Source organism: Micromonospora sp. IBSANI012, assembly GCF_052814045.1.
In genome coordinates this window covers 6,132,901-6,154,385 of sequence record NZ_CP199933.1, presented here as the reverse complement: position 1 = coordinate 6,154,385, position 21,485 = coordinate 6,132,901, and the positions used below count along the sequence as shown (strand labels likewise).

The 21,485-nt window shown below is 74.9% G+C and carries 15 protein-coding genes and 1 riboswitch; of the genes, 6 read left to right on the top strand and 9 right to left on the bottom strand.

Annotation, left to right across the window (positions count from 1 at the left end; genetic code table 11):
- Window positions 1–186: 186 nt before the first annotated feature.
- Genes ACTWM8_RS28490 through ACTWM8_RS28460 form a run of 7 tightly spaced genes read right to left on the bottom strand, consistent with a single transcriptional unit; the run spans window position 187 to window position 8,790 of the window.
- On the bottom strand, window positions 187–2,553 hold the full coding sequence (locus tag ACTWM8_RS28490; protein ID WP_446211626.1) for an AAA family ATPase: 2,367 nt from the start codon (window positions 2,551–2,553) through the stop codon (window positions 187–189).
- A 46-nt stretch (window positions 2,554–2,599) separates the two neighbouring features.
- Window positions 2,600–3,112: a hypothetical protein gene (locus ACTWM8_RS28485; RefSeq protein ID WP_446211625.1), complete on the bottom strand. Its 513-nt coding sequence runs from the start codon at window positions 3,110–3,112 to the stop codon at window positions 2,600–2,602.
- Between the two features lie 44 nt (window positions 3,113–3,156).
- On the bottom strand, window positions 3,157–3,909 hold the full coding sequence (locus ACTWM8_RS28480; RefSeq protein ID WP_446211624.1) for a GTP-binding protein: 753 nt from the start codon (window positions 3,907–3,909) through the stop codon (window positions 3,157–3,159).
- Window positions 3,887–4,375 (bottom strand): DUF742 domain-containing protein, encoded by a 489-nt coding sequence (locus ACTWM8_RS28475; protein ID WP_446211623.1) that lies wholly within the window; start codon window positions 4,373–4,375, stop codon window positions 3,887–3,889. Before ACTWM8_RS28475 ends, ACTWM8_RS28480 begins: the two co-directional genes overlap by 23 nt.
- Window positions 4,372–4,842, bottom strand: a complete 471-nt coding sequence (locus ACTWM8_RS28470) for a roadblock/LC7 domain-containing protein (protein WP_154941519.1) — start codon at window positions 4,840–4,842, stop codon at window positions 4,372–4,374. The genes ACTWM8_RS28475 and ACTWM8_RS28470 overlap by 4 nt, the downstream gene beginning before the upstream one ends.
- Window positions 4,839–7,607, bottom strand: a complete 2,769-nt coding sequence (locus tag ACTWM8_RS28465; protein ID WP_446211622.1) for a nitrate- and nitrite sensing domain-containing protein — start codon at window positions 7,605–7,607, stop codon at window positions 4,839–4,841. The genes ACTWM8_RS28470 and ACTWM8_RS28465 overlap by 4 nt, the downstream gene beginning before the upstream one ends.
- Window positions 7,594–8,790 carry a hypothetical protein gene (locus ACTWM8_RS28460; RefSeq protein WP_446211621.1) on the bottom strand — a complete coding sequence of 399 codons (1,197 nt, stop codon included), beginning with the start codon at window positions 8,788–8,790 and terminating at the stop codon, window positions 7,594–7,596. The genes ACTWM8_RS28465 and ACTWM8_RS28460 overlap by 14 nt, the downstream gene beginning before the upstream one ends.
- A 378-nt stretch (window positions 8,791–9,168) precedes the next feature.
- On the opposite strand from ACTWM8_RS28460, the gene ACTWM8_RS28455 reads away from it, so the two are divergent.
- From ACTWM8_RS28455 to ACTWM8_RS28445, 3 genes are all read left to right on the top strand, one after another.
- Entirely contained in the window at window positions 9,169–12,036 is a 2,868-nt protein-coding gene (locus ACTWM8_RS28455; RefSeq protein WP_446211620.1) for an alpha/beta fold hydrolase, read from the top strand.
- Entirely contained in the window at window positions 12,036–12,944 is a 909-nt protein-coding gene (locus ACTWM8_RS28450; RefSeq protein ID WP_446211619.1) for an ABC transporter permease, read from the top strand. The genes ACTWM8_RS28455 and ACTWM8_RS28450 overlap by 1 nt, the downstream gene beginning before the upstream one ends.
- 121 nt (window positions 12,945–13,065) lie before the next feature.
- The gene (locus tag ACTWM8_RS28445) at window positions 13,066–13,515 is read left to right on the top strand and encodes a DoxX family protein (protein WP_446211618.1); all 450 of its coding nucleotides are present in this window, start codon (window positions 13,066–13,068) and stop codon (window positions 13,513–13,515) included.
- Between the two features lie 54 nt (window positions 13,516–13,569).
- Here the strand turns inward: ACTWM8_RS28445 and ACTWM8_RS28440 are convergent, their stop codons facing one another.
- Window positions 13,570–14,271, bottom strand: a complete 702-nt coding sequence (locus tag ACTWM8_RS28440; protein ID WP_446211617.1) for a hypothetical protein — start codon at window positions 14,269–14,271, stop codon at window positions 13,570–13,572.
- Window positions 14,272–14,443: 172 nt separating this feature from the next.
- A riboswitch (SAM riboswitch) is annotated at window positions 14,444–14,576 on the top strand.
- 10 nt (window positions 14,577–14,586) lie between these two features.
- On the opposite strand from ACTWM8_RS28440, the gene thrC reads away from it, so the two are divergent.
- Together thrC and ACTWM8_RS28430 are read left to right on the top strand one after the other, a co-directional pair.
- Window positions 14,587–15,876 carry a threonine synthase gene (gene thrC, locus ACTWM8_RS28435; protein ID WP_446211616.1) on the top strand — a complete coding sequence of 430 codons (1,290 nt, stop codon included), beginning with the start codon at window positions 14,587–14,589 and terminating at the stop codon, window positions 15,874–15,876.
- A gap of 429 nt (window positions 15,877–16,305) precedes the next feature.
- Window positions 16,306–17,325 carry an N-acetyltransferase family protein gene (locus ACTWM8_RS28430; RefSeq protein ID WP_446211615.1) on the top strand — a complete coding sequence of 340 codons (1,020 nt, stop codon included), beginning with the start codon at window positions 16,306–16,308 and terminating at the stop codon, window positions 17,323–17,325.
- Window positions 17,326–17,334: 9 nt separating this feature from the next.
- Here the strand turns inward: ACTWM8_RS28430 and ACTWM8_RS28425 are convergent, their stop codons facing one another.
- Window positions 17,335–19,521: a hypothetical protein gene (locus tag ACTWM8_RS28425; RefSeq protein ID WP_446211614.1), complete on the bottom strand. Its 2,187-nt coding sequence runs from the start codon at window positions 19,519–19,521 to the stop codon at window positions 17,335–17,337.
- A gap of 170 nt (window positions 19,522–19,691) precedes the next feature.
- On the opposite strand from ACTWM8_RS28425, the gene paaN reads away from it, so the two are divergent.
- Complete coding sequence (gene paaN / locus ACTWM8_RS28420; protein ID WP_446211613.1) at window positions 19,692–21,365, top strand: phenylacetic acid degradation protein PaaN; 1,674 nt, start codon at window positions 19,692–19,694, stop codon at window positions 21,363–21,365.
- Window positions 21,366–21,485: the final 120 nt, after the last annotated feature.

Below are 21,485 nucleotides of genomic sequence, written 5' to 3'. Positions count from 1 at the left end.
CGTGGCAGCGCCCGACGGCGGACACCACTGTGAGCGTGATACCTCAGAGTCATCTTGATACCTCTGAGGTATCACGCTCGTGAGCAGTGTGGTCCGCAGCCGAGCCGTGCGCTCAGCCGAGAAGGGATTCGCGCGGCCACTGCTCGTCGGGCGCGGCCAGCGCCAGCGGTATGACCGGCGCGGCCGTCAGCGTGCCGCCTGCTTGTCCGCGTACGCGGCCAGCCAGGCCACCTGCGCCGGGTCGAGTGAGGGGCGTACCCGCCGCCGGGCGGTGGCGACGTGCGCGGCGGTGACCGTGGACGCGGCCAGCGACTCGCGCATCGCGGCCAGCGCGGCCTCCCGGACCAGCGCGGCGCAGTCCGCCGCCGAGAAGCCGTCCAGCTCCCCGCCGAGCGCGGCGAGGTCGACGTCCGGCGCGAGCGGCACGGTCCGGGAAGCGGCGCGCAGGATCTCCGCCCGGGCGGGACCGTCCGGTGGCGGCACGTAGACCAGCCGTTCCAGCCGGCCGGGGCGCAGCAGTGCGGGGTCGACCAGGTCCGGCCGGTTGGTCGCGGCGACCACCACCACGTTGCGCAGCGCCTCCACCCCGTCCAGCTCGGTGAGCAGCGCGGCGACCACCCGGTCGGTCGTACCCCCGTCGCTGGCCTGGCCGCGCACCGGGGCCAGCGCGTCCACCTCGTCGAGGAAGACCAGCGTGGGCGCGGCCTCGCGGGCCCGGCGGAACAGCTCCCGGACGGCCCGTTCGCTCTCGCCGACCCACTTGGAGAGCAGCTCCGCGCCCTTCACCGACAGCACGTTCGCCCGGCCCGACCCGGCCAGCGCGGTCACCAGGTAGGTCTTGCCGCATCCGGGCGGCCCGTAGAGCAGCACGCCCCGGGGCGGCTGTACGCCCAGCCGGGCGAAGGTGTCCGGATAGGTCAACGGCCAGAGCACCGACTCGGTGAGGGTCTGCTTCACCTCGACCAGGTCGCCGACGTCGTCCAGGGTGACCGAGGCCAGCTCCAGGGTGGACGCGGCCATCGTGGTCGGCCGGACCACCTCCAGCGCCGCCGTGAAATCGGCCATCGCCACCGTCGGCCGCTCGACGGCCTTCTGCCGCAGGGCCGCGCGCACGCCGGCCTCGCGGACCAGCGCGGCCAGGTCGGCGGCGACGAACCCTGGGGTACGACCGGCGACCTCGTCCAGTCGGACGTCCTCGGCCAGTGGCACCTGCCGGGTCAGCACGGTGAGCTGCTCGCGGCGCAGCGCGGGATCGGGCAGCGGCACGGTGATCCGCAGGGAGAGCAGGTCCGGGGCGCGCAGCGCCGGGTCGACCGCCTCGGGGCGGGAGGTGGTGCAGACCACCGCCGCCCCGGCGCGGACGGTCTCGGCGATCGCCTGGCGGAACACGGTGGCCAGTGGACCGGGCTCCTCGGCCGGGGCCAGCGCCTCCACGTCGGTGACCAGGAGGACGGCCGGTCCGTCGGCGCGTACCTCGGTGGCGGCCTCGCGGAGCCGGCGGGCCGCCGCGTCGTTGCTCAGCGCGGCCAGCTCGGGCGCCCAGAGCGGGCGCACCCGTGCGCCGACGGCGGCGGCGACCGCCCGGACCAGCGCCGACTTGCCCGAGCCGGCCGGGCCGCTGAGCAGCACGCCGAGCGAGACGGTGGTGCCGAGCCGGCCCAGCACCTCGCGGTGGTGGAAGCCGAGGTCGAGCAGCTCGGTCAGCTCCTCGGCCTGGGTACGCAGCCCGGGCAGCTCGTCCACGTGCGGCGCCTCGTCCGCCGCGACCGTCCCGGTGCCGTCCAGCCCGGCGCCGTCGAGGCTGGGGCCGTCCAGCCCGGCGCCGTCCAGCCCGGCGCCGCTCCGGTACCGGAGCGTCCCGGTCGGGTCCTGGACGATGCCGTTCCGGCCCGCGCTTGTGATGGGGTGGCCGCCCGGCGCCGAGCCGGGCGCGAGGCGGGTGGTGGTGGGGCGGGCCGGTCCCGGCGAGCCGTGGGTGGCCGGGCCGTGCTCCCAGCCGACCACGGTGTCCATGGTGACCAGCGCGCCCGCGTCCGGCTCGGCGTCCACGACGGTGAGCAGGGTGCTGGTCCAGGCGTACCCGACGGTGTTGGCGAGGCTGCGCCGCGCGGCCTCGACCAGGCTGCGCACCGACGCGTCCGGGAGCACGTCCTGCGGCAGCAGGGAGACGTCGTCGCCGGGGGTGACCATCTTGCCCAGCAGCGCGAGCCGCAGCATCTCCGGCGACACCGCGGCCACCACCGCCACCGGGCCGCTCAGCGTCACCCGGCGGGCGGGGACCACCGGCGCCGGCCCGATCGTCACCCGGCCACCGTCGCGCAGCCCGAGGTTGCCCAGTACCAGATCGTCGGCGTAGAGCAGGGCGGCGCTCGCGGTCGGCTCGGCGGGCGCCACGATGCCGGCGGTCACCCGCCGGCCGACCAGCCGCACCGGGTCGCCGGGGCGCAGCGCCAGCGCGGTCAGCAACTCCGGGTGCAGCCGCACGATGCCCCGTCGGGCGTCCAGCGCGGCAGGCCGCAGGCTCGCCGTGAGGGTCAGGTCCGGTTCGGCCATCGCCCGACAGTAGCGGCCCCCGACACGGCCCGCCCGGCCGTCACGGTCACCGGTCGTCGGCGAGCAGCGACGGGTCCCGGCGGATCATCTCGGCCAGCCGGGCCGCCGGGTCGGCGCCCGTCCCGTCCCGGCCCGCCGACCACACCGGCCCGGTGTTGACCGGCCTCGACCAGGGTGGCGGGGGCGTGGTCGTGTTCTCCGCGGCGACCGTCACCGCCGTGTCCGCCCAGTCGACCCGCAGCGGGTACGTCCGGCCCTCGTGCTCCACCCGCACGACGACCGACAACCCGGGGTGCTCGGCCACCACCCGGCGGACCGCCTCGGCGACCTCCTCCACCGGGTCGCGCCCGTCGGCGGCCGACCGTCCCACCCCGGCCCGCGCCACCGCCGACCGGCCGGCCCCGTCCCACCCCGGGCCGTCCGACCGCCCGGGTTGGCCGGTCGCCTCGAAGGCGACGGTCGACTCCCCGGCCTCCTCGCCCGGCTCGCCCGCCCGGCGCCGCAGCGCCTCCTCCCGGCGGGCCAGTCGGGCCAGCGTCTCGTCCAGACCACCTCTCATCACGTCCCCCTTCTCCTGATGAACGGGTTGTACCGGCGAACGGTTCACGTCCCCCTCTCCCGGGTGGCCCGGTCCAGCGCGCGGTCCAGGACGACCAGCAGCGCGTCCCGCACCGAGAGCCGGTCCCGGGCGTCGAACCGCACCAGCGGCACGTGGTCGCCGATCGCCAGCGCCCACCGGATCGCCCCCAGGTCGTGCGCCAGCCGTCCGTCGAAGGCGTTCACCCCGACGACGAACGGCAGCCCGGCCCGCTCGAAGAAGTCGATGGCCGGGTAGCAGTCGTCCAGCCGGGCGCTGTCCACCACCACCAGCGCGCCGAGCGCGCCCCGGGCCAGGTCCTCCCACATGAACCCGAACCGGGCCTGCCCGGGCGTGCCGAACAGGTAGAGCTTGAGGCTGCGGTCGATGGTGACGCAGCCGAAGTCCATCGCCACCGTGGTGGTGGTCTTCGCGCTCCGTACGCCCGGATCGTCCACGCCGACGCCCGCGCTGGTCATCGACGCCTCGGTGGTCAGCGGGGCGATCTCGGAGATGGCGCCGACCGTGGTGGTCTTGCCGACGCCGAAGCCCCCGGCGATCAGGATCTTCACCGGGATCGGCGGCCGGCCACCCGGCGTGGTCCGGGTCGCCCCGCCCGCGGCGGCCGGCGGGCGGTACGGCGGCGGCGGGGCCGCGGGCGGCGCGGGCGGTACGGCCTGCCCACCGCCCGCCGGGCTGCCGTAGCGGGTGGCGGCGCTGTTCGAGGAGACCCCGCCCAGCGGGGCGACCGGCCATTCAGGAGATCGCACGGAGTCCATCAATCACTCGCAGGATGATGTCGGGGTCGAGGGCATCGTCGACGTCCCCGACGTGCACGTCGAGGTGACCGGCGGTCCGCAGGTCGCCGACCAGGACGCAGGTCACGCCGAAGTGCAGCCGCATCCGGGCGGAGATCTCGGCGACCGAGATCGGTTCACCGCAGAGCGCGATGATCGCCTGCAATTCCGGGGCGAGCCGGGCCGCCGGCGTGGCCGTCCACGGGCCGCCCCCCGGTCGCGCGGTCACCTGGGTGTCCAGACCGATCGCCGGGTCGGTGCCGGTGACCCGCCCGGCGGTGAGCACGAACGGGCGCGGGCCGGTCGGCCGCTCGGCCTGCTGATCGGGCCCGGGCGCCGGCCTCGTCGCCGGTACGCCCCCGCCGGTCGGCGCCGGCGTCCGCAGGTAGGGACGGATCCGGACCATCGGGTCCGGTTCCGGTTCCTCGCCGGCGGCCTGCGGGGTCATTGCTGAACGGCGTTCTTCAGCTCGGCGATGAGTGTCGGGCTGAGGGCGCCGCCGGCCCGCCCGGCGAAGAGGGTCATCTCGTACGCCACGGTGCCCAGGTTGGCCGACCGGTCGGCGACGACGCCGAGCACCGAGCCGCTGCTGATCGCGCTGATCAGCAGGTAGCCGTCGGCCATGTCCACGATCACCCGGTTCAGGCCGCCGAGGGCGTACCAGCTCGCCGCGCCGCCGGCCAGGCTCGTCATGCCGGAGACGACGGCGGCGAGCCGCTCGGCGTTGGACCGGTCCTTGATGGCCGACATGGCCATCAGCAGCCCGTCCGAGGAAACGGCGATCGCTTCCAGGACCCCGGCCGTGCTCGACGTGAACGAGTCCAGCAGCCAGTTGAAGGTGCGCGCCTCCGGGCTGAGGTCGGGCCCGGCGTGGGTCGGGTGGTCGACGTTGTCGTGCAGGAAGGGGCTGGTCACCGTGATGATCCCTCTTCGTCGTGGCGGTGGTCGGTGTTGACTTCACGCAGAGCACGGGCGACGCCCGCCTCGAACTCCGTGATCAGCTCCCGGACCTCGGTCGGGTCCTGCGGCGGCTGGCTCACCGGGGCCTGCTGCGGCGGGGTGAGCGCCAGGTTGGCCCCGGGCACCCGTCGGCTCAGCCGTGGCCGGCCCGGGGTGGCGCCGAGGTCGGCCCAGCCGGACTGCTCGGCCTGGCGTACTCCGGACTGGAACTGTTCGACCAGCGTCCGGGCGGCGTCCGGGTCCGCGCCGGTGGCGTCCACCGGGCCGACCGCCGGCTCGGCTGGTGGCAGGGTCGCCCCCGGCACCCGCTGCCGGACCGTCGGCGTCCCGGACCCACCGGGCGGTGGCCAGGACGGCGGGCGGGCCGGCGCGAAGAGCGACGGCGCGGGCGCCGCCGGGGCGGGCGGCGCCTCCGCCCACGGTGGGTCGGCCGACGGCGCGAAGAGCGACGGCGCGAGCGACAGCTCCACCGACCGCGGCGCGGGGGCCGGCGGCCGGCCGGCGACCGGCACGTCCGGACCGGTCGGCGCGGGCTGGCCGGCGACCTCATCTGGCCGGCGCCGTCGCGGCAGCCAGCCGGGGGTGGCCGGGGCCTCCGCGGCGTCCGGGTCGGGCTGCCGGATCTCCAGGAACGCGGTGCCCCCGGTCGGTGCCGCCCCGGCGCCGAACGCGTCCCAGGGTTCGCCGGCCGCCATGCTGCGGGTGGCCCGGCTCAGCAGGGCGGGATCGAAGGTGGCGGTCGGGCTGTCGGCCGGCGCCGCGGTGAGCGCGCGGCCGGGCCGGGCCGGGTCGATCGCGGCGACCGGCGACCGCCGGTCCCGAGTCGGTACGGCGGCCCGCGCCACGGTCGCGCCGGCCGGGTCGGCCGGCCGTACCACCAGCAGCGGGTGCGGGACGTCCAGCCGGGCGGTGACCCCGCCACCGGCGGTGGGGGCGAGGCGCACCGTCCAGCCGTGCCGGCGGGCCAGCCGGCCCACCACGAAGAGGCCGAGCACCTCGGTGGGGGCCAGGTCCAGCCGCTCCCGGCGGGTCAGCCGGGCGTTCTCCTCGGCCAGCCGGTCCTCGGTCATGCCGATGCCCCGGTCCACCACGCAGATCCGGGCGCCGATCTCGGTCAGCTCGCCGGACACCACCACCCGGGTGTGCGGCGGGGAAAAGACGGCGGCGTTCTCCATCAGCTCGGCCAGCGCCAGCACCAGGTCGCCGGCGACAGCGGGCGCGGCGGAGACCTCGGCCGGCATCTGCACGTCGACCCGGGTGTAGTCCTCGATCTCGCCCAGCGCCAGCCGTACCACGTCGGCCAGCGGCACCGGGGCGACGTGCCCGTCGCTGCCGGTCGCGCCGGAGAGCACCACCAGGCTGCCCGCGTTGCGGCGCAGCCGGCTGGAGATGTGGTCCAGCCGGTACAGGTGCGCCAGCCGGCCCGGGTCGGTCTCCTGCCGCTCCAGCCGGTCGATCAGCGCGATCTGCCGGCCGACCAGGTTCTGGGTACGCCGTCCCACGTGGCCGAACATCTGCGCCACGTTGCGCCGGCCGGCCACCTGGCGCTCGACCAGCCGGGCGGCGGTGCTCTGCACCCGCTCGAAGGCGCGGGCCAGGTCGCCGATCTCGTCCCGGGCCCGGACGTCGACCGGGTCGAGGCGTACCGGGGGGCCGATGTCGGACTCGTCGTCGGCGACCCGCACCAGCTCGGCCTCGGCGACCCGGGCCACCCGGTCGGCGGAGCGGGTGAGTCGGGTCAGCGGCCGGGCGACCGTACGGGCCACCGCGACGCTGAGCAGCACCACGGTCAGCAGGACCAGGCCGGCCGCCCCGGCCACCAGCCAGGCCGTGGTGAGCGCCCAGCGCTTGTCGGCGGTGGTCTGGGCGATGACGTCGGCGACGACCTTCTTCTCCACGAACTGGCCGAGGGTGATCATCGAGCGGACCGACGGGAAGAGCGCGTCCAGCGGGACGTCCCGGATCGCCGCGATCGGGTCCTGGACGCTGTCGACGAGGAAGGTCGGGCTGGTCCGGGCGGCCACCGCCGCGTCGTCCAGCAGCGCGAGCTGGTACTGCTCCGGGGTGATCAGGCTGCGGAACCGCAGGTTGTCCACCTGGAGCGCGGCCATGCAGGCGATGTAGGAGGCGGACACCCGGGGGTTGCTGGTCGCCTTGACCAGCACGATCAGGGTGGCGCAGGCACCCAGCCCCTCGTCGGCCCGCAGCAGCGCGTCCAGCGCCAGCACCTGCCGCCCGGCGGGGATGGTGGTGTCCACCTTCGACGGCAGCTTCAACGAATCGATCAGGGCCATGTTGATCGGCCCGTACGCCTCCATGACCTGGGTCGGGGTGGCGGCCCGGGTGAGCACCAGGGTGCGCAGCTCGGCGAGTTCGTGCACCCCGTCCAGGGCGGCCGTGGTCTCGGCGGAGAGCCGGTCGGCGTACTCGGCACGCAGGTCGGCGACCCGGTCGTCCACCGTGGCCGCCTTCTGGATCAGCTCGCTGCGCTGCACCCGGCCGAGCAGCAGCCCCACCGACATGACGCGTTCCTGCTGGAGGTCCTGGACCAGGCTGCCGATCCGGCTGGCGAGCCGTACGGTGTCGGCGGTCTCGCCGGCCCGCTGGGCGGCGGCGACCCGGTCGAGCACCACCGGTACGGCCAGCCCGACCGTGCTGAGCAGCGGGATGAAGACCAGCAGGGCGAGCTTTCCCCGGATCCGGAGCCTACCGAGCAGCATCGAAGGGCCCCCAGCGTTCGGATCCGCCGTCGCGGCCCGAGCCGGCCGGCTGGAGCAGCCGGTGGTCCTCCGGGCGGATGCCCCGCTCCACTGGCGCCCAGCGCTGCGGCTCGGGCACGGTGCCGGTGTCGCTGTCGCCCGCGCGCCGGGCCTCGGCGGCGTGCCGCCGCGCCCGCCGGTACGCGGCGATCAGCACGCCGGCGAGGACCAGCACGAGCAGCACCGCCGTGGCGGCGGCCCCGGCGGCCAGCCGGCGGTCCCGGTCGTACGAGTCGATCCGCTCCCTCAGCAGCGCGTCGAGCTGGTCGAGGATGACCGGCTGGAGCTGCCGGGCGGCAGACTGTGCGTTGAGCCGGGCGGCGGCGACCTGGCCGGGGTCGGCGAGCCCGGTCTTCGACCCGGCGCTCGGCCCGGAGAAGGCGGCGAGCGCCTCGACGGCACGCTGGTAGGTGTCCAGCGGGGTGAGCACGTTGGCGCCGAGGTCGGTGCTCTCCGAGCTGTCCACCGCCTCGCGCAGGTCGGCGACCAGGTCGGTGGCGGAGGCGAGCGCGCCGACCCGCAGTTCGGCCAGTTCGCCCTGGGTGCGGGGGCGTTCGGCGGCCGGCCGGGCGGCGCCGAGCGCGCTCAGGTCGGCGAGCCGGCCGGCGGCGACCATCGCGGTCGGCAGGTCCAGGCCGATGCTGTCCTGGAGGAAGAAGGAGTCCTGCCGGGGGTCGCGGACCAGACCGGAGCTCTCCCGCACCTTGCGGTGCAGCGCCAGCAGCAGGTCGGTGACCTCCCCGTACGCGACGAAGGCGGCCTCCGGGTCGGTGAGCGGCCGCTCCGGCAGCGCCTCCAGCTTGGCGCGCAGGCCGGCCCACCGCTCGTGGCTGCGCAGCTCGTCGCCGATGCGCACGTCGACCCCGGCGGCGTCCCGAACGGCCCGGTCCAGCGCCTCGCGGGCGGCGGGACGGCCGGCCACCGCGGCGGACTGGGCGTCCACCAGCGCCTCGGTCACCGGGCCGAGCGCGCGCAGGTACTCGACGCCGAGCCGTTCCCGGACCGCCAGGTCCCGGTCGTCGCCGGTGAGCCGGTGGTGCTGCGCGAAGAGGAAGGCCACCGGCGCCAGCATCGCCACGACGAGCAGCAGCGGCAGCACGCGGCCGGAGGGCCGTCGACGGACCCGCTGCGCGGGGACGGTCATGGGTCTGTCTCCTCCGGCGACGGCGGGGGATCGATCCGGGTGTCGGGGGTCGCCGATGGAGTCCCGTGCACCGGACCGGAAAACTAACCGACCCGGCCCTGGCTCATGCCGTGGTTGTTCAGTCATTTTTGCGTCACTACGAGCGATGTCACATGCCGTTCACCAATCGCCACGGAAAGTGCCGCGGGGGAAGCCGTCATGGTCTGATCCGAGTCGATTTCGGATTGAAGATCGGAATTCACGTGATCCGAAGTCGTCCCGCCGGTAATGGTCTGGACGGCGCGCGGTCGATGGACCCCGCTCGTCGATCGGACGAACCGGACGGACGTACGGAGGATCCCAGTCAACGCTCAGGAACCGGGCCGTACCGTGAGCCGCATGAGATCACCGCTGTCGGCCGCGTGGCTGCGGCGCGTCCTGGCCAGCCGTCGCCGGGTCGCGGTCGCGTCGGTGGTCGTCGTGCTGCTGGTCGCCGCCGCCGTCTGGGCGGCCCGACCGGACCGGCCCGGCTTCCGTACCGAGTCCGCCCTGGTCACCGTCCGATCCGGACCGGCCGGCGACCAGCCGGTCGAACTGGACACCACGCTCTGGCTGCCCGACGACGCCTCGGCCGACCGGAGGGTGCCGGCGGTGCTGCTGGCGCACGGCTTCGGCGGTACGAAGGACTCGGTCCGGTCCGACGCGGAGGACCTGGTCACCCGCGGCTACGCCGTGCTGACCTGGACCGCGCGTGGCTTCGGCCGCAGCGGCGGCGAGATCCACCTGGACCACCCCGACTACGAGATCCGGGACGCCCAGCGGCTGCTGGACCGGCTCGCGGAGCGACCGGAGATCCGCACCGACGCCGCCGGCGACCCCCGGGTGGGCGTGGTCGGCGGCTCGTACGGCGGCGGCCTGGCCCTGCTGCTGGCCGCCCAGGACCAGCGGGTCGACGCGATCGTCCCGATGATCACCTGGAACGACCTCTCCCGGGCCTTCCTCCCGGAGAGCACCGGCCGGCCGGCGACCGACGGCGTGTTCAAGAAGGGCTGGGCCGGGATCTTCTTCGGCGGCGGCGGCAACGCGGGCTCGGGGCCGGCCGGGCTCTCCGGCACCTCGGCCGCCCAGCCGGAGGGCGCTCCCGCCTCCGCCGGACCGGCGAGCCCGGCGCCGGGTGCGGGACCGGGCACCGGTCCGCGGTCCGGCCCCGCACCGGCCGCCGACCCGTCCTGCGGCCGGTTCGCCGCCGACGTCTGCGCCGCGTACCTGCGGATCGCCACCACCGGGCGGGCCGACCAGGCGGCGGTGGACCTGCTGCGCCGCTCCTCCCCGGCCGGCGTCCTCGACCGGATCAAGGCGCCGACCCTGCTGGTGCAGGGCGAGGCGGACACCCTCTTCCCGCTGATCGAGGCGGACGCCAACGCGCGCGGCATCGCCGCCGCCGGCACCCCGGTGCGGGTGGCCTGGTTCACCGGCGGCCACGACGGCGGCACCGGGCCGACCAGCGACTCCGACCGGGTGAAGTTCCTGACCGCGCAGTGGCTCGACCACTACGTCAAGGGCGAGGGGGCGGCTCCCGGCGACGGCTTCACCTTCTCCCGGATCGCCGGCTTCGACGCCCTCGACCGGGGGCTGGTGGCCACCGGTTACCGCACCGCCGACTACCCGGGCGTCGCCGGGGACGCCCGGCGCGAGATCGCCGTCACCGGCCCGGCCCAGCCGATCGCCAACCCGCCGAACGGCAACCCGGCGGCGATCTCCTCGGTGCCCTTCGCCGGCGCGCTCGGCTCGCTGCTCGGCGGGGTGGCCGGCGACGTTCCCGGCCAGCACGCCCGGTTCGAGTCGGCCCCGCTGGCCGACGCGGTGGACGTCGCCGGGTCACCCACCTTCACGCTCCGGGCGGCCTCGCCGACCGGTGCGGCGGTGCTCTTCGTCAAGCTCTACGACGTCGACCCGAACGGCGCCGCGACGCTCCCCGACGGACTGGTCGCCCCGGTGCGGCTGACCGGCCTGCCCAAGAGCCTCGACGGCGCGCGGCCGGTCACCGTCACGCTGCCGGCGATCGTCCGCCGGATCGAGGCCGGGCACCGGCTGCGGGTCGTGGTCGCCACCTCCGACCAGGCGTACACCACGCCCGCCGAGCCGACCGTCTACACGGTGGCGGCGGGCGACGCCCCGGTCAGCCTGCCGACGGTCGACGCCGAACCGATCCCCACCACCGCCACCGTCTGGCGCTGGGTGCTGGTGGGGCTGCTCGCCGCCATCGCGGTCGGGCTCGCCGTGGTCGTCGCCGTCGCCCGCCGCCGGCACCGCCGCCAGGACAAGTCGATCCACCCCGAGTACGCGGGCGTCCCGCTCGCCGTCCGGCAGCTCCGCAAGGAGTACGCCGATGGCTTCGTCGCCGTCTCCAACGTGGACTTCGAGGTGCACCCCGGCCAGGTGGTCGGCCTGCTCGGGCCGAACGGCGCGGGCAAGACCACCACCCTGCGGGTGCTGATGGGGCTGACCCAGCCCACCGCCGGGGAGATCTACGTCTTCGGGCACCGGCTGGTGCCGGGCTCGCCGGTGCTGTCCCGGATCGGCGCGCTGGTCGAGGGGCCCGGCTTCCTGCCGCACCTGTCCGGGCTGGAGAACCTGAGGGCGTACTGGCGGGCCACCGGGCGGCCGGCGGCCGACGCGCACTTCGACGAGGCGCTGGAGATCGCCGGCCTGGGCGACTCGGTGCACCGGCGGATCAGGAACTACAGCCACGGCATGAAGCAGCGGCTGGCCATCGCGCAGGCGATGCTCGGCCTGCCGCAGCTGCTGGTGCTGGACGAGCCGACCGACGGGCTCGACCCGCCGCAGATCGCCGAGATGCGCCGGGTGCTCCAGCGGTACGCCACCGACGGCCGGGCGGTGCTGGTCTCCAGCCACCTGCTCGCCGAGGTGGAGCAGACCTGCACCCACGCGGTGGTGGTCAACAAGGGCCGGATCGTCGCCTCCGGGCCGGTCGAGGAGATCGTCGGCGATTCGCCGAGCGTGCTCTTCGACGTGACCGACCCGGCCGCCGCGCGGGTCGTGCTGGACCGCCTGGAGGGGGTCCGGGTGCTGCCCGACGGTGACGGCGGCCTGGTGGTCGACACCAATGGCACCGCGCGCAGCGAGGTGGTGGCGGAGCTGGTCCGGGCCGGGATCGGGGTGGACCGGGTGGTGCCGCGGCGCCGCCTGGAGGACGCGTTCCTCGCCCTGGTGGGCGAGAACTCTCGGGGAAGCGGGGACCGGTGATGGCGGGCTCATCCATCGACACGGCGGGTCCGGCCGACGCCGGCCGGGTCGGCCCGGGCGGGGCGGCCGCCGGCTACCGGCCGTCGGCGACCCTGCCGTTCGCGGCCGAGTTCCGCCGGCAGGCGTCGCGGCGGCGGACCCAGCTGGCGCTGGGGTTCATGGTGCTGCTGCCGCTGATCATCCTGATCGCCTTCCAGTTCGACTCCGGCGGCGACGACGACAACGGGCGCAACGAGTTCGGCAGCCTGGTCGACCTGGCCACCTCGGGCGGGCTCAACTTCACCCTCTTCTCGATCTTCGTCTCGGCGTCGTTCCTGCTGGTCGTGGTGGTGGCCCTGTTCTGCGGGGACACCGTGGCCAGCGAGGCGAGCTGGGGCAGCCTGCGCTACCTGCTGGCGGTGCCGGTGCCCCGGTCCCGGTTGCTCGCGGTGAAGCTGCTGGTCGCGCTCGCGTACTCGGCGCTGGCCCTGCTGCTGCTGGCCGGCACCGCCCTGCTCGCCGGCACGCTGCGGTACGGCTGGGAGCCGCTGCGCAGCCAGGTCGCCGCGGAACTGGCGCCGACCGACGGGCTGCTGCGGCTGCTGGCGGTGCTCGGCTACCTGGCGGTCGTCCTGCTGGTGGTGGCCGGGTTGGCCTTCCTGCTGTCGGTGACCACGGACGCCGCGCTCGGCGCGGTCGGCGGTGCGGTGCTGCTCTGGATCCTCTCCAGCATCCTGGACCAGATCACCGCCCTCGGCGGGCTGCGCGACTTCCTGCCGACGCACTACAGCACCGCCTGGCTCGGCCTGCTCTCCACTCCGGTGCAGGCCGACGACGTGGTGCGGGGTGCGATCTCGGCGGTGAGCTACGCGACGCTGTTCTGGGGGCTGGCCTTCTGGCGGTTCACCCGAAAGGACGTCACGAGCTGACTTCGGGGCGAACTGAGCGTTAACTCCCACGGACGACGCGTTCCTTAACAGAACGTTCATAACGTCCGATATTTCCTGCCTGATTCTGGGTGCACCGTTCCACTCACCCGGAGGTAGCGAGATGAATCTCGACCGGCTCAACGGACCCGCCCTGTCCCTCTTCCGTATGGTCATCGGCCTGCTGTTCCTCTGCCACGGCCTGTCCTCGCTCTTCGGCGTGCTCGGTGGCGCCCGCGGCACAGGCGAGTCCCTGCCCGTGGGGCAGTGGCCGGGTTGGTGGGCGGCGCTGATCCAGGCGGTCTGCGGCGCGCTGGTACTGGTCGGGCTCCTCACCCGGCCCGCCGCGCTGCTCGCCTCCGGCTCGATGGCGTACGCCTACTTCGTCGTGCATCAGCCGGACGGGCTGTTGCCGATACGCAACGGCGGCGAGCTCGCCGCCCTGTTCTGCTGGGCGTTCGCCCTGGTGGTCATCCTCGGGCCGGGCAGCTGGGCGCTCGACCGCCTGATCGGTCGACGCCGCGCCGGCGTGGCCACCCCGGCGCCGGCGGGCCGGAACTCCGTACCCGCCTGACCCACCGCCCACCCGCCGCCGGAGCCGATCCGTACGGCTCCGGCGGCGACCCGGTCAGGGCGTGTACGGCGCGTCGGTGTGGCCCACCTCGGCCAGCGTCGTGCCCGAGAGCTTGTACGTCGACGTGCGCCTGATGTTCAGCTCGGCCATGCTCTTGCCGTCGCTGCGGGTCAGCCAGACGACGGTGGCCCGCTGCCCGGCCACCTTGACCGACAGGACCGGGGTGCGGTCACCGAGATCGGCCAGCGCCCGGAAGGCCGGCTTGCCGCCGCTGTTGCGCCAGACGAGCACCGTGAAGAAGGTGCCGCTGCCCCCGCCGTTCAGCGCGACCACGCCGACCGCGTCGGCCGCCCCGTCCCCGTCGAGGTCGCCGACGCCGCACGGCTTCTGCAACAGCACGGTCGCGCCGTCCTCGCCGGACCACCGGCCCTCGGTCAGCGGCAGGTAGTCCGGGTAGCCGTTGTAGGGCACCTTGGCGCTGCCGACGTGCGCACCGGCGAGCTGCTTGCAGGTCAGTGCGGGGGCGGCGGGCGGCTTCGGCTTCGCCGTCAGGGTCTCCGCCGCAGCGGGCGCGACCGGTGCCGCCGTGATCGGCGTGGCGCTGGGCGCGATGGCGGCCGGAGCCGCGGCGGTGGACGCGTCCGCGGACGGGGTGACGGTGGTGGACGCGGTGTCGGTCGTCCCGGTATCACCTCCGCACGCGGTGAGCAGGCAGACCAGCGTGACGGCCGCGAAGCTCGGCAGGGTCCGGCGCATGGGCGGAGGGTTCCTCTCTCGACGGGATCGCCCGCACCGTACTGACCCCCCGCCAATCACGGCCTCCGCGTCCAAGGCGGCGGGGCGCGGTTCTCGGGTGGGTGGCTCACAGCGTGGGAACCCGGGTCGGGTTCGGGTCGCGGAGCTCCTAGACTCGGTGGCACAACTGCATACCTCATCCAGAGGGGCTGAGGGATACGGCCCGACGACGCCCCGGCAACCACCCGCACGCTCGATGACGAGCGGACGCGGGCAGGTGCCAATTCCGTCCCCGCCGCAGGGTGCGATGCGGGGAAAGATGAGAGGACTCTCGACATGACGTCGACGCTTCCCGCCGCCCCCGGCATCGACACCACCGCCAGCCCGGCCCGCGCCCTGGTCTGCCGTGCCTGTTCCGCGCGCTACCCGCTCGCCGCCCAGCACGCCTGCTACGAGTGTTTCGGGCCGCTGGAGGTCGACTACGACACCGCCGCCCTGGCCGCCGTCACCCGGGAGCGGATCGAGGCCGGCCCGCAGAACATCTGGCGGTACGCCGCCCTGCTCCCCGCCGGCCAGGACCCGGCCACCCGGGTGACGCTCGACCCGGGGCTGACCCCGCTGGTCGCCGCCCCGCACCTGGCCGCCGAGCTGGGCATCACCGCGCCGCTCTGGGTCAAGGACGACAGCGCCAACCCGACCCACTCGTTCAAGGACCGGGTGGTCTCGGTGGCGCTGACCGCCGCCCGGGCGCTCGGCTTCACCCGGTTCGCCTGCGCCTCCACCGGCAACCTGGCCAACTCGGTGGCCGCCCACGCGGCCCGGGCCGGTGTGCCCTCGGTGGTCTTCATCCCCGGCGACCTGGAGCAGGGCAAGGTGGTCACCACCGCCGTCTACGGCGGCGAGCTGGTCGCCATCGACGGGTCGTACGACGACGTGAACCGGCTCTGCGGCGAGCTGGTGGAGACCGACGAGTTCGAGGACACCGCGTTCGTCAACGTCAACGTCCGCCCGTACTACGCGGAGGGTTCCAAGACCCTCGGCTACGAGGTGGCCGAGCAGCTCGGCTGGCGGATCCCGGCCCAGGTGGTCATCCCGATGGCCAGCGGCGAGCTGCTCACCAAGATCGACAAGGCGTTCTCCGAGCTGGTCGAGATCGGCCTGGTCGAGGCGCCGGCCGGTGGCTGGAAGGTCTTCGGCGCCCAGTCCGCCGGCTGCAACCCGATCGCGGTCGCGCTGCACGGCGAGAGCGACACCATCGTCCCGGTCAAGCCGACCGGCATCGCCAAGTCGCTCAACATCGGCGACCCGGCCGCCGGCCTCTACGCGCTGGAGGCGGTGCGCCGCACCGGCGGCTGGATGGAGTACGTGGACGACGAGGAGATCCGGGCCGGCATCCGGCTGCTCGCCCGGACCACCGGGGTGTTCGCCGAGACGGCCGGCGGGGTGACCGTGGCGGTGCTGCGCAAGCTGGTCGAGTCCGGCCGGCTCGACCCGACCGCGGAGACCGTCGTGTTCAACACCGGCGAGGGCCTGAAGACCATCGACGCGGTCGCCGGCCAGGTCGGCCCGACCCACCGGATCAAGCCCTCGCTGCGCGCCGCCCGCGACGCCGGCCTCCTCGCCTGACGCCCCCGCCCGTCGGTCCGCTTGATCGACCCGCTTGAGCGACCCCCGTTTGCGGCGTGTCGCGGCCTCCCGCCGCCGGGACACCGCGAAACGCCGCAAACGGGGGCGGCGGGCGGCACCGGCGCAGCCGGAGCGGGGCGGGGGTCGGCCGGGCGGGGGATGGGCGGATCGCCCGGACGGGGGATCGGATCGATCCGCCGGGTAACTGGCTTTTCGCTGTGAGTGTGGAAAACCCGCCGACAAGGACTTGACGGCAGGAACCGGACGGGCGCAAGATGCTCCGTGCGGGAGGGCGATCCGCCGGAGACTTTGAGTTCTTACGACCCAACGCCGGAGGCGTTGTGTGGACGTCCCTCCCGACCAACGTCCGAGCGGGCCAGCGAAGAAATTCGCTGGCCCGTTCGCTTTCCGGGCCGCAGGCTCACCGGCATGGGCATCTCCATCACGGCGCTGGAGCCGGGCGACCAGACCGCCGTCGACGAGGCGTACCGGGTCGGGGCGGCGGTCACCGACGCGGACGGGCCGGACCTTCCGCCGTACTGCCGGCGGCGCTTCGAGGCGCTGGTCCGGCACCCGATGCCGGGCCTCGTCGTGCACTGGGCGCTGGCCCGGCTCGACGGGGTGCCGGCCGGCTGGCTCCGCCTCGAGCTGCCGCAACTGGACAACACCGACAACGCCGTCGCCGAGCTGGTGGTGCATCCGGCGTACCGGCGGCGGGGCGTCGGCCGGGCGCTGCACGAGCACGGGGTGCGGCTGCTGCGCGACGCGGGGCGCAAGCGGGTGGTGGGGGAGGTCGTCTCGGCCCTGCCCGGCGGCCCGGCGCGCGACCCCGCCGGGGAGGCCTTCGCCGCGGCGGTCGGCGCCCGCCCCGCGCTGGCGGCGGTACGCCGCCGGCTGGACACCACCACGCTCGACCGGACCGGGTTGGACACCCTGCTGGCCGGCGCCCGGAGCGCGGCCGCCGGTTACCGCACGGTCCGCTGGCAGCAGACCACCCCCGAGGAGTACGTCGACGACGTCGCCTACCTGGAGGGCCGGCTGATGACCGACGCGCCCCTGGGCGACCTGGAGTGGGAGCAGGAGCGGGTCGACGCGGACCGGATCCGGGGCACCGAGCGGGCGCTCGACCTCCGGGGCAGCCGCCGCTACCACGTCGCGGCGGTCGACGAGGGCTCCGGCCGGTTGGTCGCCTGGAGCATGCTCAGCCTCGGCGCCAGCGCGGACTGGCACGCGTGGCAGCAGATCACCATCGTGGACCCGGCCCACCGCGGTCACCGGCTCGGCCTGCTCGCCAAGATCGAGAATCTGGGGCACGCCCTGGCGTACGAGCCGGCGCTGCGCGCGATCGACACCTTCAACGCGGCGGAGAACGAGCACATGATCCGGATCAACGAGCAGCTCGGCTTCCGGCCGGTCGACGCCTCGACGGAGTGGCAACTGACGCTCTGACCGCCGGGATCACCGGCCCAGCCGCTCCACCAGGTCCCTGACGGCCCGGTGCAGGTCGTCGTCGGGGGTGAACCGGTGCCCGCCGATCGGCGGCGGGACGGTGTCCCCGGGCGGGATGGACAGGCCCACCGGGTCGCGCACCCGCCGGTCCACCCGGGTCGCGGGGTCCTCGGGCCGGACAGGACCGGGGGTGAAGACCCAGCCGCCGATCGGATCGGTCAGGCGCCACAGGTTGACCCAGCGCCAGTCCAGCCGCTCGCCCACCTCGCCCAGCACGTCCGGTCCGAGGTGGGCGGGGAACGCCCGGCTGTAGAGCCGGCCCAGCGGGGAGCCGTAGGTCAGCAGCGCCACCCGCGACCGGCTGGCGGCGGGGAGTTTCAGGACGGTGGCCACGGCCAGCACGCTGCCGTGGCTCTGCCCCGAGAGCACCACCCCGTCCCCGCCCGCGGTCAGGTGGGCGATCCGGCGGGTCAGGTCCGGGACGGCCCGCTCGGCGTAGCAGGGCGCGGAGAACGGGTGGGCCGCGCGGGGCCAGAACGTGGCCAGTTCCCAGAGCACACCGACCAGCCGGATCGCGCTGGACCGGTAGGCGAACAACCCGGCCGCGGCGAGCGCCAGCGCGAACAGGGTGATCAGCAGGCCGCCCAGGTCGGTCACGAAGTCCACCGGCCGGGCCAGGGACAACCCGCCGAGCCGCAGCGCCACCATGCCCGGCCCCTGGTGCAGGATCGACAGCCCGGCCGCGCCGAGGGTCAGCACCGCCAGCACCGCGTAAGCCGCCGGCAGCAGCGGACCGAAGCGGTCGGCGGCCCCGGCCCGGGCGACCCGGTCCCGGACGGCGCGGACCCGTTCCGGCGGCACCCGGGCCGCCTCCGGGTAGTCGCGGCGCACGACCTCCTCCGCCATCCGCCGCCGCCGGTCGCGCCCGTAGCGGCTGCCGACCACCAGCACCACCACCGCGAGCACCAGCGCCACCGAGAAGCCCAGCAGAGCCCAGCGGTACGCGACCGGCGGGGACAGCGGCGGCGCGCCGGGCGGCAGCGGCCGGGCCGGGGTCGGACTGGAGCCCCGGTCCAGGTACTCGGCCAGCGCGTAGCTCGGCCCGGACGAGAAGGCGACCGCCACCCCGATCGCGACCAACACCAGCACCGGCGCGCCCAGCCCACCCAGCAGGGCCGGGGTGCCGTGCCGGCGGCGGATCAGGATCAACCCGGCCAGCACCAGCAGCAGCGCCATCTGACCGGCGAAGAGCCCGGCGACCAGGACGTCGTAGCCAGGCAGCCCACCCTCGGCGGTCCACGGCCCGCGGGGCAGGGCGGCGTACCCCACGGTGAGCGCGGTCAGCGCCACCGCGCACCATCCGGCGACCCCGGTCGGCCACGGCCGCCCGTTCGTCGTGATCGACCGGCCGACTCCCGGCACGCAGAGCAGCGCCAGGGCCGTGACGAGCAGGGCGACGGCGGCCGCCAGCAGGGCGTATCCAGCCGACTGCCGGTCGTGCGGGGCGAGGACGGTGAGCAGGGCCAGGTCGAGGGTGCCCAGGGCGACCGCCACGTGCAGCGAGCCCAGCCGCCGCAGCAGCGCCCGGTTGTCCCAGAAGGCGGGCGAGTCGAGCCGCTCGGCCCCCGCGGCCTGCCGGATGGCGACGGTGTTCTCCGGCAGCTGCCAGGTGCGCGCGCCGAGCCGGCGCACCAGGGCCACCGCGGCGATCGGCAGCACGGACAGCACGGCCAACCGTTGGCCCGGCGGCAGACCCGCCAGCCAGGAGACCTCCCGACGGCCCTCCATGCACCGGGGGTACGCCGCGCACTGCCATGCCAGCAGGTCCAGCGCCAGGCCGACCGCGGCGAGCACGTACATCGCGGTGAGGGTGGCGGCCAGCAGCCGGCACAGCGCCTTGCCGACCGCCTCCGCCCCGCGGCGCGGCGGCAGCATCCAGACCGCGATGTTGCCCAGGACGAACGGCAGGAGCAGGACCAGCGAGAACGTCCGGATCGCGGTGCCGCCGGTCAGGCCGCTCCACCGGTACGCCTCCAGCGTCGCGCCGCTCGGGCCGGCCGGGTCCCCGAAGCCGGGGCGGACCCGGTAAAAGGCGGCGTCGCGGTCGCCCGCCACCCGGGTCATCACCGGCCGGTCCAGCACCGTCTCCGGGCCCGTGTCGGCGACCCCGTGCACCCGGATCTCGGTCGTCCGCACCCGCCGTCGCCCCCTCCGCCCGCCGGCCGCGCGGTTACCCGGCACCCGCCGGGTCAATCCCGCGCCGGACGGGTACCGGCCGCCGGGCGGCCGGACCGAGCGGCGGGTGACGATCTGACTTGTGACACTGCTCTACTGATCTGGGACCAACCTGTTGCATGATGGCGGGCATGACGGAGACCCCGCACCCCCTGTACGACAGGCACGCCGACACCCTGAACCGGGCGCTGACCGCCATCACGGAGCGGGGATACTGGTCCGCCTATCCCGAGTCACCCAGCCCCCGGGTGTACGGCGAGACCGCCGCCGCCGACGGCAAGGCCGCCTTCGAGGCGTACCTGAACGGCGACTTCCCCCTCGACCAGCCCGGCTCGGGCGACCGGGTCGCCACCGAGACCAGCCCGTTCGGGCTGGAGCTGAACGTGCGCTACCCGCACGCCGGCGCCGACGAGCTGGTCGCCGCCGCCTCGGCCGCCCTGCCGGCCTGGCGCGACGCCGGCCCGCAGGCCCGGGTGGGCGTCTGCCTGGAGATCCTCGACCGGCTGCACAAGCACATCTTCGAGCTCGCCAACGCGGTGCAGTTCACCAGCGGCCAGGCGTTCGTGATGGCCTTCCAGGCCGGCGGCGCGCACGCGCTGGACCGCGCGCTGGAGGCGCTCGCCTACGGGTACGCCGAGATGACCCGGCACCCGGGGACGGCCGGCTGGGAGAAGGCGGCCGGCAAGGGCGACCCGCTGCGGATGACCAAGACGTTCCACGTGGTGCCCCGGGGCGTGGCGCTGGTGATCGGCTGCAACACCTTCCCCACCTGGAACTCGTACCCGGGGCTCTTCGCCTCGCTGGTCACCGGCAACCCGGTGGTCGTCAAGCCGCACCCGCGCGCGGTGCTGCCGCTGGCCATCACCGTCCGGTACGCCCGCGAGGTGCTGGCCGAGGCCGGCTTTGACCCCAACCTGGTGCTGCTCGCCTCCGAGGGGCCGGGCGAGAAGCTCGCCTCCACCCTGGCGCTGCACCCCGCCGTGAAGATCGTCGACTTCACCGGCTCCACCGAGTACGGCGACTGGCTGGAGGCGAACGCCCGGCAGGCGGCCGTCTACACCGAGAAGGCCGGCCTGAACACGGTGGTGGTCGACTCCACCGACGACTTCGCCGGGATGTGCCGCAACCTCGGCTTCACGCTGACCCTGTACAGCGGCCAGATGTGCACCACCTCGCAGAACATCCTCATCCCGGCCGGCGGCATCGAGACCGACCAGGGGCACAAGAGCTTCGACGAGGTGGCCGCCGGCATCGCCGGCACGGTCGGCAAGCTCACCGCCGACCCGGCGCGCGGGGTCGAGCTGACCGGCGCCATCGTTAACGACGGGGTGCTGGAGCGGCTCGACGAGGTGACCAAGGTCGGCGAGCCGGTGCTGGAGTCGCGTACCGTCGAGCACCCGGCGCTGCCCGGCGCGGTGGTGCGGACGCCGACCATCGTGAAGCTGGCCGCCGACGACACGGCGACCTACGGCCGCGAGTGGTTCGGGCCGATCTCCTTCGTCATCGCCACCGACTCCACCGCGCACAGCCTGGAGATCATGCGCGCGACGGTGGGGGAGAAGGGCGCCCTGACCGCCGCCGTCTACTCCACCGACGAGGCCGTGCTGGACGCGACCGAGGCCGCCGCGGTCGACGTCGGCGTGCACCTGTCCTGCAACCTGACCGGCGGGGTCTTCGTGAACCAGTCGGCCGCGTTCTCGGACTTCCACGGCAGCGGCGCCAACCCGGCCGCGAACGCCGCGTTGACCGACGGGGCGTACGTGGCGAACCGGTTCCGGATCGTGCAGAGCCGGCGGCACGTCTAGGTTTTCGCCTTTGGTCCAGGTCGGGGTTTCCGGGGGAGCCCGCCCGCTCCAGGCGGTCAGGCTTGATCCTTCCGCGGGCGGGCTCCCCCGGAAACCCGTGCGGGGTGCGCTTCGGGCGTC

Bases quoted from the DNA above. Each gene is read 5' to 3' on its own strand.
- ACTWM8_RS28490 (WP_446211626.1), bottom strand. From the start codon at position 2,553: ATGGCCGAACCGGACCTGACCCTCACGGCGAGCCTGCGGCCTGCCGCG.
- ACTWM8_RS28485 (WP_446211625.1), bottom strand. From the start codon at position 3,112: ATGAGAGGTGGTCTGGACGAGACGCTGGCCCGACTGGCCCGCCGGGAG.
- ACTWM8_RS28480 (WP_446211624.1), bottom strand. From the start codon at position 3,909: ATGGACTCCGTGCGATCTCCTGAATGGCCGGTCGCCCCGCTGGGCGGG.
- ACTWM8_RS28475 (WP_446211623.1), bottom strand. From the start codon at position 4,375: ATGACCCCGCAGGCCGCCGGCGAGGAACCGGAACCGGACCCGATGGTC.
- ACTWM8_RS28465 (WP_446211622.1), bottom strand. From the start codon at position 7,607: ATGCTGCTCGGTAGGCTCCGGATCCGGGGAAAGCTCGCCCTGCTGGTC.
- ACTWM8_RS28460 (WP_446211621.1), bottom strand. From the start codon at position 8,790: ATGACCGTCCCCGCGCAGCGGGTCCGTCGACGGCCCTCCGGCCGCGTG.
- ACTWM8_RS28455 (WP_446211620.1), top strand. From the start codon at position 9,169: ATGAGATCACCGCTGTCGGCCGCGTGGCTGCGGCGCGTCCTGGCCAGC.
- ACTWM8_RS28450 (WP_446211619.1), top strand. From the start codon at position 12,036: ATGGCGGGCTCATCCATCGACACGGCGGGTCCGGCCGACGCCGGCCGG.
- ACTWM8_RS28445 (WP_446211618.1), top strand. From the start codon at position 13,066: ATGAATCTCGACCGGCTCAACGGACCCGCCCTGTCCCTCTTCCGTATG.
- ACTWM8_RS28440 (WP_446211617.1), bottom strand. From the start codon at position 14,271: ATGCGCCGGACCCTGCCGAGCTTCGCGGCCGTCACGCTGGTCTGCCTG.
- thrC (WP_446211616.1), top strand. From the start codon at position 14,587: ATGACGTCGACGCTTCCCGCCGCCCCCGGCATCGACACCACCGCCAGC.
- ACTWM8_RS28430 (WP_446211615.1), top strand. From the start codon at position 16,306: ATGGGCATCTCCATCACGGCGCTGGAGCCGGGCGACCAGACCGCCGTC.
- paaN (WP_446211613.1), top strand. From the start codon at position 19,692: ATGACGGAGACCCCGCACCCCCTGTACGACAGGCACGCCGACACCCTG.